The sequence below is a fragment of the Pseudomonas sp. 3HC3 genome (assembly GCF_044904505.1).
GTDB classification, from domain to species: domain Bacteria; phylum Pseudomonadota; class Gammaproteobacteria; order Pseudomonadales; family Pseudomonadaceae; genus Aquipseudomonas; species Aquipseudomonas putida_Y.
In genome coordinates, this window is sequence record NZ_JADDRH010000011.1 from 45,280 (window position 1) to 63,076 (window position 17,797).

A 17,797-nucleotide genomic window follows, 5' to 3' on the forward strand; every position below is an offset into this window, starting at 1 on the left:
GCGCGCGTGACGGCAGTGCCACAAGGCCCAGAAGGCGAGGATGATGTGGACCAGCGGATTTTCCCCGGCACGCCTCCGGGCCTTCGGCAGCGAAGGGCGGGACGACGGTGGGGCGATGGGCTGGGCGGGAGTCATGCCTTTGATACTCACATGCGGCGTAAGGTTGATTAAAGCAGTGAATGGCAACCTTTACATCGCACTTGGCTAAACATTCGCCCTGAACGCATCACGGTCAATGTGGGAGCGTGCAAGCAGCAGAGAATCTGCAAATCTGCGACAATCGCCCGACTTTCCGAATGCCGATCATGAAAAAGCAGGCTCACCTGCATCACTAAAAAGCCCCATGACTGACCACGCCATCGACAAATTGCTGCAAAACCTCGACCACGCCATGATTGCCGACCGCCATCGCCTGCGCCGGCAACTGCACGAACTGCGCAAGCGCCCCGACGAGGCGAAGCTGGCGCAGTGGGTGGAGAAGGTCCAGGCCTCTTGCGCTCAGGTCACCGCGCGTCAGCAGAGCGTGCCGACCGTACGCTACGACGACAACCTGCCCATCGCCGCCAAGCGTGACGAAATCAAGAAGGCCCTGGCCGAAAACCAGGTGTTGGTGATCGCCGGCGAAACCGGCTCTGGCAAGACGACCCAGTTGCCGAAGATCTGCCTTGAGCTTGGTCGTGGCAGCCATGGTTTGATCGCCCATACCCAGCCACGCAGGATCGCAGCGCGTAGCGTGGCAGCGCGGGTCGCCGAAGAGCTGGGCACGCCCTTGGGCGCGCTGGTCGGCTACCAGGTGCGTTTCGAAGACCAGAGCGACTCCAACACCTTGGTCAAGCTGATGACCGACGGCATCCTCCTGGCCGAAACCCAGCACGACCGCTTCCTTGAGCGCTACGACACGATCATCGTCGACGAAGCGCACGAGCGCAGCCTGAACATCGACTTCCTGCTCGGCTACCTGAAAACGTTGCTGCATCGCCGACCGGACCTGAAGCTGATCATCACCTCGGCCACCATCGACCTGGAGCGCTTTTCCAGGCACTTCGACGGTGCGCCGATCATCGAGGTGTCCGGGCGCACCTTCCCGGTGGACACCTGGTACCGCCCGCTGACCAGCGAACAGGACGAAGAGGGCAACCAGATCGAGGACGACCTCACGGTCGACCAGGCCATCCTTGCCACCCTCGACGAGCTGGCGCAGCACGAACGCAGCGAAGGCAAGGGCCCGGGCGATGTGTTGATCTTTCTGCCGGGCGAGCGGGAAATCCGTGATGCCGCCGAGATCCTGCGCAAGGCGCAACTGCGCCATACCGAGATTTTGCCGCTGTACGCGCGCCTGTCGCCGGCCGAGCAGCAGCGTATCTTCCAACCGCACACCGGGCGCCGCGTAGTGCTGGCCACCAACGTCGCCGAAACCTCGCTGACCGTGCCGGGCATCCGCTATGTGATCGACACCGGTACTGCGCGCATCAGCCGCTACAGCTACCGCGCCAAGGTCCAGCGCCTGCCGATCGAGGCGGTGTCACAGGCCAGTGCCAACCAGCGAAAAGGCCGTTGCGGCCGGGTCGAGCCGGGCATTTGCGTGCGTCTCTACAGCGAAGAGGATTTCAACAGCCGGCCAGCGTTTACCGACCCGGAGATTCTGCGCACCAACCTGGCGGCGGTGATCCTGCAGATGTTGCACCTGCGCCTGGGCGCAATCGATGCCTTCCCGTTCATCGAGCCGCCAGATGGCAAAGCCATCAGTGACGGCTTCAACCTGTTGCAGGAGCTTTCGGCGGTTAACCGCGAGAACCAGCTGACGCCAATTGGCCGCCAGCTGGCGCGCTTGCCGATCGACCCGCGGCTGGGCCGCATGCTGCTTGAAGGCGCGCGCCTGGGCAGCCTGCAGGAAGTGCTGATCGTCACCAGCGCGCTGTCGGTGCAGGACCCGCGTGAACGCCCTCCAGAACGCCAGCAGGCGGCCGATCAGGCGCACGCACAGTGGAAGGACGTGGATTCGGACTTCGCTGCGCTGGTCAACCTGTGGCGTGGTTTCGAGGAACAACGCCAGGCGCTGACCGCCAACCCGCTGCGCAACTGGTGCCGCAAGCAGTTCCTGAACTACTTGCGGCTGCGCGAGTGGCGCGATGCTCATCGTCAGTTGGCGCTGATTTGCCGCGACCTGCAACTGACGGTGAACAAGGAACCGACCGATTACCAGAAGCTGCACAAGGCAATCCTCAGCGGGCTGCTCAGCCAGATTGGCCAGAAGACCGAAGAGGGCGACTACCAGGGCGCCCGCCAGCGGCGCTTCTGGGTGCATCCGTCGTCGGGCCTGGGGCGCAAGCGCCCGCAGTGGGTCATGGCTGCCGAGCTGGTCGAAACCACCAAGCTGTATGCGCGCATGGTGGCCAAGATCGAGCCGGACTGGATCGAACCGCTGGCCGGCCACCTGATCAAGAAAAACCATTTCGAGCCGCACTGGGAGAAGAAGCGCGGGCAGGTAGTGGCCTACGAGCAGATCACCCTCTACGGCCTGATCCTGGTCGGCCGCCGGCCAGTGCACTACGGCCCGATCGACCCGGCGACCTCGCGCGAGCTGTTTATCCGCGAAGGCCTGGTGGGTGGCGAAATCCAGTCGCGGGCCAAGTGCCTGGCGGCCAACAAGCGCCTGCTTGAAGAGCTGGACGAGCTGGAAGCCAAGGCTCGCCGGCGTGACATTCTGGCTGACGAAGAAACGCTGTACGCTTTTTACGAAGCGCGCCTGCCGACAGAAATCCACCAGACGGCGACCTTCGACAGTTGGTACCGCATGGGCAGCCAAAAGGACGCCAACCTGCTGATCATGCGCGAGGAGGACGTGCTGGCCCGCGAGGCCAGCGAAGTGACCGCCGCACAGTACCCCGACAGTATGCAGGTGGGCGATTTGCGTCTGCCGCTGAGCTACCACTTCGAGCCCGGCCACCCCCGCGATGGTGTGACGGTGCGGGTGCCGGCGCCGCTGTTGCCGAGCCTGCCGGGCGAGCGCCTGGAGTGGCTGGTGCCAGGTCTGCTGGAGGCCAAGTGCGTGGCGCTGGTGCGCAACCTGCCCAAGGCCCTGCGCAAGAACTTCGTCCCGGTGCCAGACTTCGTCAAGGCTTCGCTGGCGCGCATGACCTTCGGCCAAGGGGCGCTGCCGCAGGCCCTGGGCCAGGAGTTGTTGCGCATGACCGGGGCACGTGTGTCGGACGAGGCCTGGGACGAGTCGGTCAACCAGGTTGAAGGCCACCTGCGTATGAACATCGAAGTGGTCGATGGTCAGGGCAAGTTCCTTGGCGAAGGCCGCGACCTGGCAGAACTGACCGCGCGCTTTGCTGCCGCCAGCCAGGCTGCCTTGGCCGTGCCGCGTGACGCCAAGGGTGAGCAGCCGGTGCAGGCCAAGGCCTTCAGCGAAGTGAAGCAGACCGCCCAGCAGAAGATCGCCGGCCTGTCGATGACCGTGTACCCGGCGCTGGTGGAAGACAACGGCACCGTGCGTGAAGGGCGCTTCTCGACCCAGGCCGAAGCCGAGTTTCAGCACCGCCGCGCATTGCAACGGCTGTTGCTGCAGCAGTTGGCCGAGCCGGCCAAGTTCCTGCGCGGCAAGCTGCCGGGGCTGACCGAGCTGGGCCTGCTGTACCGTGAAATGGGGCGAGTAGAGGCGCTGGTCGAAGACATTCTGCTGGCCAGCCTGGACAGTTGCATCCTCGAAGGCGAACAACCGTTGCCACGTGATGGCGCGGCCTTGGCCGGGCTGGCTGAACGCAAGCGCGGCAGCTGGGCCGAGCATGCCGAGCGCCTGGCCAGGCAGACCCTGGAAGTGCTGAAGCTGTGGCATGGGCTGCAGAAGCGCTTCAAGGGCAAGATCGACCTGAGCCAAGCGGTGGCACTGAACGATATCAAACAGCAGCTAGGCAACCTGGTGTACCCGGGCTTTGTGCGCGAAACGCCTGGGGTGTGGTTCAAGGAGTTGCCGCGTTACCTCAAGGCGGTTGAATTGCGCCTCGAAAAACTCGGCTCGCAAGTACAGAAGGACCGGGTGTGGAGCGGCGAGTTGGCCAATTTGTGGGCGCAGTACAAGGCCCGTGCCGACAAGCATGCCCAGGAAGGCAAGCGTGATGAGCAACTGACCCTGTACCGCTGGTGGCTGGAAGAATATCGCGTGTCGCTGTTTGCCCAGCAGTTGGGGACCAAGGTGCCGATTTCTGACAAGCGATTGAGCAAACAATGGAGTCAGGTGGAAGGCTAACCTTCATTATTTGTGGCAAACTTTGGGGCGTTTGGGGCCGCTTTGCGGCCCTTGGCGGGTAAGCCCGCCCTGCAGGGGTAAATGTACGCCCCTGAATTGGCACTAAAGTGCCATTAACCTGTCATATTCCCAGCCAGCGCCTTGTGGCGATGGCCTTTGACCAGAGGAACGACCGTGCATAACGTCGTGATCAGCGGCACCGGCCTGTACACCCCGGCCCAGAGCATTTCCAACGAAGAGCTGGTGGCTTCCTTCAACGCCTGGTCGCAGCAGTTCAACCAGGACAACGCTGCCGCCATCGAGCGCGGTGAAGTCGAAGCGGCGCCGCTCTCCGATGCGGCGTTTATCGAAAAGGCCTCGGGCATCAAGAGCCGCTTTGTCATGGACAAGGCCGGTATCCTCGACCCGCAGCGCATGAAGCCGCGCCTGCCCGAGCGCAGCAACGATGAACCGTCGGTGCTCTGTGAAATGGCCATGGCCGCCGCCCGCCAGGCCTTGGAGCGCGCTGGCCGAACGGCGGCCGATGTCGACGGGGTGATCGTCGCCTGCTCCAACTTGCAGCGCCCGTACCCGGCCATCGCCATCGAAGTGCAACAGGCACTGGGTATCCAGGGTTTTGCCTTCGACATGAACGTGGCCTGCTCGTCGGCCACCTTCGGCATCCAGACCGCCGCCAACAGCGTAGCGCTGGGCCAGGCGCGGGCAGTGCTGATGGTCAACCCCGAAGTGTGCACCGGTCACCTCAACTTCCGTGACCGTGACAGCCATTTCATATTTGGCGATGCTGCCACCGCCGTGTTGCTGGAGCGTGCCGACCAGGCCACTTCGGCGCACCAGTTCGACGTCGTCAGCAGCAAGCTTTGGACTGAGTTCTCCAACAACATCCGCAACAACTTCGGCTTCCTCAACCGTGCGGCGGAAGAGGGCGAAGGCGCTGCGGACAAGCTGTTCATCCAGGAAGGCCGCAAGGTGTTCCGCGAGGTGTGCCCGAAGGTGGCCGAGCTGATCGGTGAGCACCTGCAGGAGAACGGGCTGCAGCCGAGCGATGTGAAGCGATTCTGGCTGCATCAGGCCAACCTCAGCATGAACCACCTGATCGTCAAGAAGCTGTTGGGGCGTGAAGTGGCCGAGGAAGATGCACCGGTGATTCTGGACCGTTACGCCAATACCAGCTCGGCGGGGTCGGTGATTGCCTTCCACCTGTACCAGGATGACCTGGCCAAGGGCTCGTTGGGCGTGTTGAGCTCGTTTGGTGCGGGGTATTCGATCGGTAGCGTGATTTTGCGCAAGCGCTGATTGAGCAGAGGCCTGTTCCGGCCCCTTCGCGGGTAAACCCGCTCCTACGACGGGCCGTGCCGGACCGCCCATGCGTGTACACCACCGACCGTTGTAGGAGCGGGTTCACCCGCGAATACGGTAGCGCCGGCACCGGTGAACGCCCGGTAGAAAGTGGCCGATGCATTTCTGGTATGCAAAAAAGCGGGAAACGCCGGATGGGGTCGGCATTTCCCGCTTCAGGTGAAACAGAGCAGGGTGTTGCTTAGAACTTGGCTTCCAGATCAACCTGCAGGGTATCTACGTCAGCATTGCTGTTCGGCAGCTGCGACAGGTCGGTCTTGGCCATCAGGTAGGCAGCACCCAGGGAGAAGTTCTTGTCGATTTCGTAACCGACCTTGAACTTGTGACCACGCGAACCGGTGAAGCCGTTACCGAAGTCCGAATCGGTGAACAGGCTGACCACCGCGTTACGCTGCACATCGCGGTAGTTGTAGTCCAGGCTCCAGGCGCCCATTTTGGTTTTCAAGCCAGCCAGCCAGGCCTGATCTTCGCCATCGGTGCTCTCGGTATTCTTCACGTACTGGCCATAGGCCGACAACGGAATGGCCAAGCCGGTAAAGTCGATCTGGCCAAAGCCTTCCACCAAATTGAACTCGTTGGTGGTGTTGCCGAACGACTGCAGGATGGCTGCTTCCTTGTCGTTGTCGTAACCATAGATGCTGGCACCCACGGTGAGCTTGAGCACGTCGGCCGGCGCAAACTTGGCGCCCAACTGGCCGTGGTAGACCTGCGCATCGTGCTTGTACTGGACGCCGTCACCATCGACGTTGTCTTTCAGGGTGTACTGACCGGCGCTGGCAAAGACCTCGGCCCCGCCCAGGTCAGCCTTGTAAGTGGCAGCCACACCTTCCGGGTTGATGTCGCCATCCCAGATGATGTCGCCCATGCTCACCCAAGGCTGTGGCATCTTGCCGCCAATCAGGTGCAGGTTAGGGACTGCAGTCGGGTGCCAGTCGAGGTAGGCCAGGTCGACCCACAGCGACTTCTTGTCAAAGTAGTTGTCGAAGCTCTGGTTGGTCGAGCGTCGGTCAGCGCTGCTGCCAGTGGCGATACGAACCCCTGCGTCGACCTGCGGGTTGATCTCGCTGTAGAAGCCGACACGGGCACGCACGCGCTGGCGGTCCTGGTTGCCGCTGCTGCTGTTCGGGTCGTCGACGTTGACGTCTTCGTAACGCAGGCGCACGTCACCCTTGATCTGGGTCTTGGCGGCCCATGCCACTTTTTGTTCGAAGGAGCTCATACGTTCGGACTGAGCTTTCTGGTCGGCCTTTTCCTTGGTTTCTTTTGCCAGGTCGCCCTGCAGTTCGTTGTACTGCGCCTGGTTGATCGAGCCATTGGCGCGGAGCATTTCGAGCAGCTTGGCGTCGACAGCAGCACTGGCCGGGGCACTCAGGGCCAGCATCATGCCGGTGAGGCTTACTCCGGTAAGTGTGGAAACAAGACGCATAAGGTTCTCCCTACTGAAAAAAATGGGGGAGGCTCAAGCGCCTGCCCCTGCGTTGGCATGTCTTCGGAAAGGGCCTGAGTAGACAGGTTCTGTGGATCCGGAAAACAGGCGCAAGTATTGCGGGGGTCAATGACAGATTAATGTCTGATTAGTGGCACTGTTGTTAAGTAATTGAGAATGAAGGGATCAACCCGGCGTTCGTCATTTGAGCGACGGGCCTTCCTTGGGGATACTGACGGTCTTCAGACAGCGAGCCGAAAACGTGACCAGCCTGTACAGCCTTGCCCATCTGCGTGATCTCCCGACAGCCACCTGGGATGCCCATGTGCCAGCCGGTCAACCCTTCCTGCGCCATGCTTTTCTCAGTGCAATGGAGGACAGCGGCAGCGTGGCGCGCAGCACTGGCTGGGCTCCCGAGCACCTGGTGCTGGAGCGTGACGGGCAGGTGCGGGCGCTGTTGCCCGCTTACCGCAAGTGGCACTCGTTTGGCGAGTATGTGTTCGATCATGGTTGGGCCGATGCTTGTGAGCGGGCCGGTATCGCTTACTACCCCAAGCTGCTCGGCGCCGTGCCGTTCAGCCCGGTCAGTGGCCCGCGTTTGCTGGCTGCCGACCCAGCCGACGGCTTGCTGGTGCTGCAGGCGCTACCGGAATACCTGGGTAAGGGTGGGTTGTCAGGGGCGCACATCAACTTCACTGACCCGCAGCTGGATGCGCAGATGGCTGGCTTGCCGGGGTGGATGGAGCGGTTGGGGTGCCAGTTTCATTGGCGCAATCACGGTTACCGCGACTTTCAGGACTTTCTCGACAGCCTCAGCTCGCGCAAGCGCAAGCAGATGCGCAAGGAGCGCGAGCAGGTGGCGGGGCAAGGCATCGATTTTCGCTGGTATCGGGGCGACGAACTGGATGAAGCACAGTGGGACTTCGTCTTCCTGTGTTACGCCAACACCTATGCGGTACGCCGTCGGGCGCCTTACCTGACCCGCGAGTTTTTCAGCCTGCTGGCCGAACGCATGCCCGAAGCGTTGCGCGTGGTGATGGCCCGCCAGGGTGGGCGAGATGTGGCGATGGCCTTGAGCCTCGTGGGCGGTGACAGCCTGTTTGGCCGCTACTGGGGCTGCCTGGATGAGTTTGACCGGCTGCATTTCGAGACGTGTTTCTACCAGGGCATGGACTTTGCCATTGCCGAAGGGCTGCAGCGGTTTGATGCCGGGGCGCAGGGTGAGCACAAGTTGATTCGCGGTTTCGAGCCGGTGTTGACGCGGTCGTGGCATTACCTGCTGCATCCGGGGTTGCGGCGGGCGGTGGAGGGTTTTCTGCTGCAGGAACGGGAAGGGGTCAGGGGGTATGCCGAGGAGGCGCGGGGGATGTTGCCCTACCGCCGGGACTGAGCGTTTTGTGTTGCCTGTGCCGGCCTTTTCGCGGGCTCGCCCGCTCCCACAGGTATTGCACAGTTCTGATGGCCTGTGGTGATCCTGTGGGAGCGGGCGAGCCCGCGAAGAGGCCGCACAGGTGTCAATCGACCCCGACAAAGCCTCCGGTCTGGTGGTGCCACAACCGGGCATACAGCCCTTGCTGCTCCAGCAACTCACTGTGGCTGCCACTCTCGGCAATTCGCCCCTTGTCCAGCACCACCAGCCGGTCCATCCGGGCAATGGTCGACAGCCGGTGGGCGATGGCAATCACCGTCTTGCCCTGCATCAGCGTCTCCAGGCTTTCCTGGATGGCAGCCTCCACCTCCGAGTCCAGCGCTGAAGTGGCCTCGTCCATGATCAGGATCGGTGCATTCTTCAACAGGACCCGGGCAATGGCGATACGCTGACGCTGACCGCCCGACAACTTGACCCCGCGCTCCCCCACATGGGCATCGAAGCCGGTACGCCCCTGGGCATCCGACAGTTGCGGGATGAACTCGTCGGCGCGGGCACGGCGCACGGCTTCGATCAACTCCGCCTCGCTGGCGTCTGGGCGACCATACAGCAAGTTGTCGCGGATCGAACGGTGCAACAGCGAGGTGTCCTGGGTGATCATGCCGATCTGCGCACGCAAGCTGGCCTGGCTGACCTCGGCAATGTCCTGGCCGTCGATCAGGATGCGCCCACCCTGCACGTCGTACAGGCGCAACAGCAGGTTGACCAAGGTCGACTTGCCTGCCCCGGATGGGCCGATCAAGCCAATTTTCTCACCAGGGCGGATGTCCAGGTTGAGCCCTTCGATGACATTGGCAGCCTTGCCGTAATGGAAGTCGACGTCATCGAAACGCACCGCGCCGCGGCTGACCTTCAGTGCCGGCGCATTGGGCCTGTCGGTGACGGTGACCGGCTGGGCGATGGTCTGCAGGCCGTCCTGCACCATGCCGATGTTCTCGAAAATGCCGTTGACCACCCACATGATCCAGCCTGACATGTTGACGATGCGGATCACCAGGCCAGTGGCCAGGGCGATGGCGCCGACGGTGATCAGCGACTGGCTCCACAGCCACAGCGCCAGGCCCGTGGTGGTGACTACCAGCAGGCCGTTGAGGGTGGTGATGACCACGTCCATGCTGGTGACCACCCGTGAGGCCAGCTGGGTCTTCTCGGTTTGTTCGCGGATTGCTTCGCGAGCGTATTGCTGCTCGTAGTCGGTGTGGGCAAACAGCTTGAGGGTGGCGATGTTGGTGTAGCCATCGACGATACGCCCCATGAGCTTGGAGCGGGCGTCGGAAGAAATCACCGAGCGTTCCTTCACCCTCGGCACGAAGTAGCAGAGCGCGGCGATGTAGCCGATGATCCACATCAGCAGCGGCAGCATCAGGCGCCAGTCGGCCTCGGCAAACAACACCAGCGACGTAATGGCGTAGATCAGCACATGCCATAACGCGTCCACGGCCTGCACGGCGGAGTCGCGCAGCGAGTTGCCGGTCTGCATGATGCGTTGGGCAATGCGCCCGGCAAAGTCGCTCTGGAAGAAGTTCAGGCTCTGCTTGAGCACGTAGGTATGGTTCTGCCAGCGGATCAGGCTGGTCATGCCAGGGTTGATGGTCTGGTGCACCAGCAGGTCATGCAGGCCGAAGAACACTGGCCGCAGCAGCAGGATCACCACCAGCATCCAGATCAGCTCGCCGCTGTGCTCGCTGAAGAAGTTGGCATTGGGCGTACCCTGGGCCAGGTCGATGATGCGGCTGAGGTAGCTGAACATCGCCACCTCGATCAGCGAGGCGAACAGGCCAACCACCAGCAGCGCAAGAAAAGCAGGCCATACCTGGCGCAGGTAGTACAGATAGAACGGCCACACCGTGCTCGGTGGGGCCTCGCTCGGTGCCGCGCGGAAAATATCGATCAGTCTTTCGAAACGACGGTACAGCATGGTCGACAACACTCCTGTTCGTCCGACCCTCAGGCGGTTTCACATCCTTGTGAAGCCTGCAGTCAGTCGATACGTTTGGCGGACTTGATATAGACCGGATCGGCCGGTACGTCGCGCATGCCTTTTTTGATGGTGGTGGGCGAGTTGACGATCTGGTCGACCACTTCCATGCCCTTGGTCACTTTGCCGAACACCGCATAACCGGCGTCGCGGCCCGGGTTGAGGAAGTCGTTGTCGGCGACGTTGATGAAGAACTGGCTGGTGGCTGAGTTCGGGTTGGACGTGCGCGCCATCGACAGGGTGCCGCGGGTGTTCTGCAGGCCGTTGCTGGCCTCGTTCTTGATTGGGTCGTTGGTGTTCTTCTGCACCATCTGGTCAGTGAAACCGCCGCCCTGGACCATGAACCCCGGGATCACGCGGTGGAAGATGGTGTTGTTGTAGAAGCCGCTGTCGACGTACTCCAGGAAGTTCTTGGTACTGATCGGTGCCTTCTCGGCGTTCAGCTCGATTTCGACCTGGCCGAAGCTGGTGTCCAGCATGACGTGCGGGGTCTTGTCGGAAGCCATGACACAGGTGGCGAAGGCGACCGAGCAGGCGGTGAGCAGGAGTTTTTTCAGCATGGGCTCAAAGATCCTTGAGAGGTGGAAGCGGCTGCGAGGAACTGCAGCAGGGTCTGGTTGAAGACCTCGGGTTGATCGAGGGGTGTAGCGTGCCGGGAATCGTCGACGACGACCAGCCTGGCGTTGGGTATTAGGGCGACGTAGCGCTCTTTGAGTTGTATCGGCGTGTAATCGTGGTCGGCGGCGATCACCAGGGCAGGGCAGTGGATCTGCCCGATGCGTTCCTGCACGCCCCAGTCGACGATAGCGTCGAAGCTCTTGAGGTAGGCGCGTTTGTCGTTGCGCGCCCAGCGCTGGGCCATCTTCTGCCGCAGGTCTGCTTGTTGTGGCTTGGGGAACAGCCGCTCGGCCAGCCCCTTGCCGACGGTTTCGACACTGAGGACGCGCGCCAGGCTCCAGCGCTTGAGCCACCACACCCAGTCACTGCGGGTGCGGCGCTTGACCTCGGGGGCGCTGTTGACGATGCACAGGCTGCGCAACCATTGCGGGTGGTCGACGGCAAACTGGAAGCCGACCATGCCGCCCATGGACAGGCCGACGAAGTGCACCGGCCCTGTGTGCAAGTGTTCGAGCAGGGCCAGCAGGTCGGCACTGAAGGTGGCGATCTGGTAACCGTCAGAGGGCTTGTCGGAGCGACCGTGGCCGCGGATGTCCATGAGGATCACCCGATAGTGGCGGCTGAGCACCGGCACCTGCAACTCCCAGTCCTGGCAGCTGGAGCCCAGGCCGTGCAGCAACACCAGGGGTTCGCCCTGGCCATATTCCTCGTAATGCAGCGTGCATCCTTCGTGTTCGAAATAGGCCATGGGCGCGGTCCTCTCAGGCTTGCGGGGGGGCTGCGAAGGGCACGTCCAGTGGCGCGGTGTCGAAATTGCGCAGCAGGTCGATGAGAATCTGCGTGGCCGGTCCCAGGGTCTTCTCTTTGCTCGAATAAAGGTAGAACAGTGGGTGGCGGCTGCCACCCTGATCCAGCGGCAATGGCTTGAGCACGCCTTCGCGCAGCTCACGCTCGATCATGTGACGGGGCAGCCAGGCAAAGCCCAGGCCGCTGCTGACAAAGGTGGCGGCGGTGCCCAGGCTGCCGACGGTCCAGCGCTGCTCGGCGCCCAGCCAGCCTACGTCACGCGGTTGGGCGCGGCCGGAATCGCGGATCACCACCTGCAGCTGGCTTTCCAGGTCCTGGAAGGTCAGTTCACGTCCCAGGCGGTGCAGGCTGTGCTCGGGGTGGGCGACGGCGATGAACTCCACGGCGCTCAATTCGGCACCCAGGTAGCCGCCGATGCTGTAGCTGCTGATGGCCAGATCGGCGATGCCTTCGTGCATCACTTCCTCCACGCCAGACAGCACCTCTTCACGCAGGCGCACCCGGCAGCCGCGGCTTTGCGGCATGAACGCGGCCAGCGCGCGCACCAGGCGGGCACTGGGGTAGGCGGCATCGACCACCAGGCGCACCTCGGCTTCCCAGCCTTGTTCCATGTGGTGGGCCAGGTCTTCGAGCTGGCTGGCCTGTTTGACCAGGTGGCGCGAGCGGCGCAGCAGCACATTGCCGGCCTCGGTCAGCACCGCCTTGCGGCCATCGATGCGCAACAGCGGCACGCCCAACTGCTCCTGCATGCGGGCCACGGTGTAGCTGACCGATGACTGCGAGCGGTGCAAGGCCTCGGCGGCCTGGGCAAACCCGCCGTGATCGACCACTGCTTGCAGGGTTCGCCACTGGTCAAGGGTTACGCGCGGCGCTTTCATCTTTCGCTCCTGTTGTCCTAAGCTGCGCTCTTTCAAGGAGAGCGGCCCATGAAGAAATATTGTGCGGCAATACTGATGTGCCTGCCCCTCGGGGCCATGGCTTATCCCATCGATGTGGAGAAGGACCTGACCGGGGTCAAGCTCGATTACACCGCCTATGACACGGCCTATGACATTGGCGCCATCACCCTCAACAACTATGGGCAGGTCCCGGCGGCGTGCAAGGTGACCTTTCGCAATGGCCCGGAGGCACCGCGGGTGCGCCGGGTGAACGTACCGGCGGGTAAAAGCGTCGATGTCACCGCCAAATTCAATCGGCAAATCATCAAACTGCGCATCGCCTTGAACTGCAGTGCGGAATAAACTGATTAATCGATAGATTGGACCCACTTTTTACGCTTTTTTATCGATAGGTCAAGCCTTAATCTCACCTCCATCGAATCGCACCCTTTTTTGCCGATGGAGGCACCCCATGTCCCGCGTACTGATCATCGAAAGCAGCGCCCGCCAGCAGGATTCCGTTTCCCGTCAGCTGACCAAAGATTTCATCCAGCAATGGCAGGCCGCTCACCCAGCCGATCAGATCAGCGTGCGTGACCTGGCCGTAAACCCGGTGCCGCACCTGGACGCCAATCTGCTGGGTGGCTGGATGAAGCCTGAAGAACAGCGCACCGCCGCCGAACTGGAGGCCCTGGCCCGTTCCAACGAACTGACGGATGAATTGCTGGCTGCCGACGTGCTGGTGATGGCGGCGCCCATGTACAACTTCACCATCCCCAGCACCCTGAAAGCCTGGCTGGACCACGTGCTGCGTGCGGGTATCACCTTCAAGTACACCCCGACAGGCCCGCAAGGCCTGCTGACCGGCAAGCGCGCCATCGTCCTGACTGCCCGTGGCGGCATCCATGCTGGCGCCAGCAGTGACCACCAGGAACCGTACCTGCGCCAGGTGATGGCGTTCATCGGCATCCACGATGTCGACTTCATCCATGCCGAAGGCTTGAACATGAGCGGCGAGTTCCACGAGAAGGGCGTCAGCCAGGCCAAGGCCAAGCTGGCGGCGGTGGCCTGAGGCTTCACGAATTCCCAACCCTGACACCTGTTTTTGCTCCTTTGGGTGTACCTGCCCGGCTTGTATGGCCGGGCTTTTTTATGCCTGGGATTTTTAGGGCATCAGTGCTGGCCTCTTCGCGGGTAAACCCGCTCCTACAGGGCCTCCATTCGCCGGAAGATATAGCAGGTCCCTGTGGGAGCGGGCGTGCCCGCGAAGAGGCCGGTACAGCCCCTACATTCCTCATGGTTGAACTCATTCGTCGCAACCCGCTAAGGTCGCGGCCTTGATTCACGAGAGACAACCATGGGCTACCTGATAATCGTCGCGCTGATCCAGGCGTTTTCCTTCAGCCTGATCGGCGAGTACCTGGCCGGGCACGTTGACAGCTATTTCGCAGTGCTCGCCAGGGTGCTGCTGGCCGGCCTGGTGTTCCTGCCGCTGACCCGCTGGCGCCAGGTCGAGCCACGCTTCATGCGTTCCATGCTGCTGATTGGCGCGCTGCAGTACGGCATCACCTATGTCTGCCTGTACCTGAGCTTCCGGGTGCTTACTGTACCGGAGGTGCTGCTGTTCACCATCCTCACGCCGCTGCACGTGACCTTGATCGAAGATGCCCTGAACCGGCGCTTCAACGCTTGGGCGCTAGTGGCCGCGCTGGTCGCCGTGGCCGGCGCCGCCGTGATCCGCTTTGACAGCATCAGCGGCGAGTTCTTCATCGGCTTCCTGCTGCTGCAACTGGCCAACTTCACCTACGCTGCCGGCCAGGTGCTGTACCGTCACCTGGTCGCTCGCCACCCCAGCGACCTGCCACACTACGCCCGCTTCGGGTACTTTTACCTCGGCGCGTTGCTGGTGGTGCTGCCGGCCTTCTTGCTGTTCGGCAACACTCAGCACCTGCCGAGCACGGATGTGCAATGGCTGGTGCTGCTGTTCCTGGGGCTGTGCCCGACGGCGCTGGGGCTGTACTGGTGGAACAAAGGTGCATGCCTGGTTTCTGGAGGTACGCTGGCAGTCATGAACAACCTGCATGTGCCGGTAGGGCTGCTGCTGAACCTGTTGATCTGGAACCAGCACGAGCCGCTGGGGCGGCTGTTCATCGGTGGGGGGATCATCCTGGCGTCGGTGTGGCTGAGCCGCCTGGGTGGGCGCGCACAGGCGCCGCTGGCCGGCAAGGCCTGACGCGCCCTTTGATCCGGGGCTGCAAGGCAGCCCCGGCAATCTCAGGCCTCGTTCATCTCTTCAAGGCGACGCGGCATCGGCTCCGCCGCCGTACGCCCGGTCAACCCCACCCGCATGTCATTGCCACTCGGCTGCTGATACAGGCTCAGGCCAAACTCCGGCAACACCGCCAGCAGGTAGTCGAAGATATCGCCTTGAATCCGCTCGTACTCTTCCCACGCCGTGGTGGTAGTGAAGCAGTAAATCTCCAGCGGCACGCCTTCGGCGGTGGTCTGCATCTGCCGCACCATGCACGTCATGTTCTTGTGCACATTGGGGTGGTTCTGCAGGTAAGCCAGGGCAAAGGCACGGAAGGTACCGATGTTGGTCAGCTTGCGGCGGTTGGCTGACAGCTCCGCCACCGGCCCCAGCGCCTCGTTCCAGTTCTGCAGTTCCTGGCGCTTGGCGGTCAGGTAATCACCCAGCAGCCGCACCTGGCTCAGGCGCTGCTCTTCTTCGCGGGAGAGAAAGCGTACGTCGCCGGCGTCGATGAACAGGCTGCGCTTGATGCGTCGGCCACCGGACTGTTGCATGCCGCGGTAATTGCGGAATGACTCGCTCATCAGGCGCCAGGTGGGGATGGAAACGAGGGTCTTGTCGAAGTTCTGCACTTTCACCGTGTGCAAGGTGATGTCCACCACGTCGCCATCGGCGCCTACCTGCGGCATTTCGATCCAGTCACCCACATGCAGCATGTCGTTGCTGGTCAACTGCACGCTGGCGACGAATGACAGCAGGGTGTCCTTGTACACCAACAGCAGCACCGCCGACATTGCACCCAGGCCGGACAGCAGTAACAGCGGCGAGCGGTCGATCAGGGTGGCGACGATGACGATCGAGGCGAAGATCCACAACATCAGCTTGGCCAGCTGCACGTAACCCTTGATCGAGCGGGTGCGGGCGTGTTCGGTGCGGGCATAGATGTCGAGCAGGGCATCCAGCAGGCATGACAGCGCCATGGTCATGAACAGCAGGGTAAAGGCCAGGGCGACATTGCCGAGGAAGTGCTGGGCGGTGTCGGACAGCTCGGGCACCAGCTTCAGGCCGAATTGCAGCACCAGTGACGGTGTCGTTTGTGCCAGGCGGTGGAACACCTTGTTGTGGCGCAGGTCGTCCAGCCACTTCAGCGCATGCTGACGGGCCAGCAGGCGCCCGCCTTGCAGTACCAGGAAGCGCGCCAGGCGGCCGACTATCAGGGAAATGAGCAGCAGTGCCGCCAGGCCGATGGCGGCGTGCAGCATTGGATGTTGGTCGAGGGTGCCCCACAGGTCGAGGGAATCACGCCAGATTTGTTGGATATCCATGGGCTTGCGTACAGTCTTGTTGCGAAACGAAGCTGTATTAGAGCGCGGATAGCGACAAAGTTGCCAAAAGAAATTCGGCTAAGGCGGCAGAAAACGTTACCCTATGCAACTGAATTTCCCGCACTTGTCTGAGGTTACCTCCGTGTTCTCCCAATTCGCCCTGCATGAACGCCTGCTTAAAGCCGTGGCCGAGCTTAAATTTGTCGAGCCAACCCCGGTGCAGGCCGCGGCCATCCCCCTGGCCCTGCAAGGGCGTGATCTGCGTGTGACTGCGCAGACCGGCAGCGGCAAGACGGCGGCCTTCGTATTGCCGCTGCTCAACCGTCTGGTCGACCTCAGCGGCCCGCGTGTCGAGATTCGCGCGTTGATCCTGCTGCCGACCCGTGAACTGGCCCAGCAAACCCTCAAGCAGGTGCAGCTGTTCTCGCAGTTCACCTACATCAAGTCGGGCCTGGTTACTGGCGGCGAAGACTTCAAGGAACAGGCCGCCATGCTGCGCAAGGTGCCCGACGTGCTGATCGGCACCCCGGGTCGCCTGCTCGAGCAACTCAATGCCGGCAACCTCGACCTGTCCCACGTGCAGGTCCTGATTCTGGACGAAGCCGACCGCATGCTCGACATGGGCTTTGCCGAAGACATGGAGCGCCTGTGCAAGGAGTGCGAGAACCGCGAGCAGACCTTGCTGTTCTCGGCCACCACGGGTGGCGCAGCCCTGCGCGACATCATCGGCAAGGTGCTGAAAGACCCTGAGCACCTGATGCTCAACAGTGTCTCGCAACTGGCCGAAGGCACCCGCCAGCAGATCATCACCGCCGACCACGACCAGCATAAAGAGCAGATCGCGCAGTGGTTGCTGGCCAACGAAACCTTCGACAAGGCAATTATCTTCACCAACACCCGCGCCATGGCCGACCGTATCTACGGCCACCTGGTGGCCAAGGATGTGAAGGCTTTCGTGCTGCATGGCGAAAAGGACCAGAAGGACCGCAAGCTGGCCATCGAGCGCTTCAAACAGGGCAGCTCCAAAGTGCTGGTGGCGACCGACGTGGCAGCCCGTGGCCTGGATATCGACGGCCTGGACCTGGTGATCAACTTCGACATGCCACGCAGCGGTGACGAGTACGTCCACCGTGTGGGCCGTACCGGCCGTGCCGGTGGTGAAGGCCTGGCGATCTCGCTGATCACCCACAACGACTGGAACCTGATGTCGAGCATCGAGCGCTACCTCAAGCAGCAGTTCGAACGCCGGGTCATCAAGGAAGTGAAGGGCACCTACAACGGGCCGAAGAAGGTCAAGGCCTCGGGCAAGGCGGCCGGTAGCAAGAAGAAAAAGGTCGAGAAGAAGACTGGCGACAAGAAAGCTGCCGCCAAGCGCAAGCCTACTGCCAAGCCGAAGGCCAACGCGCCTCTGGCCAGCGCAGACGGCCTGGCACCGCTGAAGAAGCGCAAGCCTGCTGCTGAATAAGACTCACGCCGG

Annotated in this window: 13 protein-coding genes; 7 read left to right on the top strand and 6 right to left on the bottom strand. The window is 62.3% G+C overall.

Annotated elements, in window-relative coordinates; translation table 11 throughout:
- The first annotated feature begins 343 nt into the window (after positions 1 to 343).
- Together hrpA and INQ47_RS16165 are read left to right on the top strand one after the other, a co-directional pair.
- Positions 344 to 4,249, top strand: coding sequence for an ATP-dependent RNA helicase HrpA (gene hrpA, locus INQ47_RS16160; protein WP_404702100.1), 3,906 nt, complete (start codon positions 344 to 346; stop codon positions 4,247 to 4,249).
- Between the two features lie 174 nt (positions 4,250 to 4,423).
- The gene (locus INQ47_RS16165; protein ID WP_252461610.1) at positions 4,424 to 5,545 is read left to right on the top strand and encodes a beta-ketoacyl-ACP synthase III; all 1,122 of its coding nucleotides are present in this window, start codon (positions 4,424 to 4,426) and stop codon (positions 5,543 to 5,545) included.
- A gap of 244 nt (positions 5,546 to 5,789) precedes the next feature.
- On the opposite strand, the gene INQ47_RS16170 is transcribed toward INQ47_RS16165, so the two are convergent.
- Entirely contained in the window at positions 5,790 to 7,034 is a 1,245-nt protein-coding gene (locus INQ47_RS16170) for a putative porin (protein WP_252461609.1), read from the bottom strand.
- Between the two features lie 262 nt (positions 7,035 to 7,296).
- Between INQ47_RS16170 and INQ47_RS16175 the strand changes: the two genes are divergently transcribed.
- Positions 7,297 to 8,424: a GNAT family N-acetyltransferase gene (locus tag INQ47_RS16175; protein ID WP_404702101.1), complete on the top strand. Its 1,128-nt coding sequence runs from the start codon at positions 7,297 to 7,299 to the stop codon at positions 8,422 to 8,424.
- Positions 8,425 to 8,548: 124 nt separating this feature from the next.
- On the opposite strand, the gene INQ47_RS16180 is transcribed toward INQ47_RS16175, so the two are convergent.
- The 4 genes from INQ47_RS16180 to INQ47_RS16195 all read right to left on the bottom strand — a co-directional run bounded on the left by INQ47_RS16180 (position 8,549) and on the right by INQ47_RS16195 (position 12,744).
- Positions 8,549 to 10,381 carry an ABC transporter ATP-binding protein gene (locus tag INQ47_RS16180; RefSeq protein WP_252461607.1) on the bottom strand — a complete coding sequence of 611 codons (1,833 nt, stop codon included), beginning with the start codon at positions 10,379 to 10,381 and terminating at the stop codon, positions 8,549 to 8,551.
- 62 nt (positions 10,382 to 10,443) lie between these two features.
- Positions 10,444 to 11,001: a peptidylprolyl isomerase gene (locus INQ47_RS16185; RefSeq protein WP_252461606.1), complete on the bottom strand. Its 558-nt coding sequence runs from the start codon at positions 10,999 to 11,001 to the stop codon at positions 10,444 to 10,446.
- Complete coding sequence (locus INQ47_RS16190; protein WP_252461605.1) at positions 10,995 to 11,807, bottom strand: alpha/beta fold hydrolase; 813 nt, start codon at positions 11,805 to 11,807, stop codon at positions 10,995 to 10,997. The genes INQ47_RS16185 and INQ47_RS16190 overlap by 7 nt, the downstream gene beginning before the upstream one ends.
- A 13-nt stretch (positions 11,808 to 11,820) precedes the next feature.
- Positions 11,821 to 12,744 (bottom strand): LysR family transcriptional regulator, encoded by a 924-nt coding sequence (locus tag INQ47_RS16195; RefSeq protein ID WP_003254610.1) that lies wholly within the window; start codon positions 12,742 to 12,744, stop codon positions 11,821 to 11,823.
- A 48-nt stretch (positions 12,745 to 12,792) separates the two neighbouring features.
- Here INQ47_RS16195 and INQ47_RS16200 point away from each other — a divergent pair, with 48 nt between their 5' ends.
- From INQ47_RS16200 to INQ47_RS16210, 3 genes are all read left to right on the top strand, one after another.
- Entirely contained in the window at positions 12,793 to 13,107 is a 315-nt protein-coding gene (locus INQ47_RS16200; RefSeq protein ID WP_404702102.1) for a 3-phosphoglycerate kinase, read from the top strand.
- 109 nt (positions 13,108 to 13,216) lie between these two features.
- A complete protein-coding gene (locus INQ47_RS16205; protein ID WP_021783415.1) occupies positions 13,217 to 13,816 on the top strand; it encodes an FMN-dependent NADH-azoreductase in 600 nt (199 codons plus the stop codon).
- A 285-nt stretch (positions 13,817 to 14,101) separates the two neighbouring features.
- Complete coding sequence (locus tag INQ47_RS16210; protein WP_003254607.1) at positions 14,102 to 14,977, top strand: carboxylate/amino acid/amine transporter; 876 nt, start codon at positions 14,102 to 14,104, stop codon at positions 14,975 to 14,977.
- A 41-nt stretch (positions 14,978 to 15,018) separates the two neighbouring features.
- Here the strand turns inward: INQ47_RS16210 and INQ47_RS16215 are convergent, their stop codons facing one another.
- Complete coding sequence (locus INQ47_RS16215) at positions 15,019 to 16,320, bottom strand: mechanosensitive ion channel family protein (protein ID WP_404702103.1); 1,302 nt, start codon at positions 16,318 to 16,320, stop codon at positions 15,019 to 15,021.
- A gap of 103 nt (positions 16,321 to 16,423) precedes the next feature.
- Between INQ47_RS16215 and INQ47_RS16220 the strand changes: the two genes are divergently transcribed.
- Positions 16,424 to 17,785 carry a DEAD/DEAH box helicase gene (locus tag INQ47_RS16220; RefSeq protein ID WP_012051553.1) on the top strand — a complete coding sequence of 454 codons (1,362 nt, stop codon included), beginning with the start codon at positions 16,424 to 16,426 and terminating at the stop codon, positions 17,783 to 17,785.
- Positions 17,786 to 17,797: the final 12 nt, after the last annotated feature.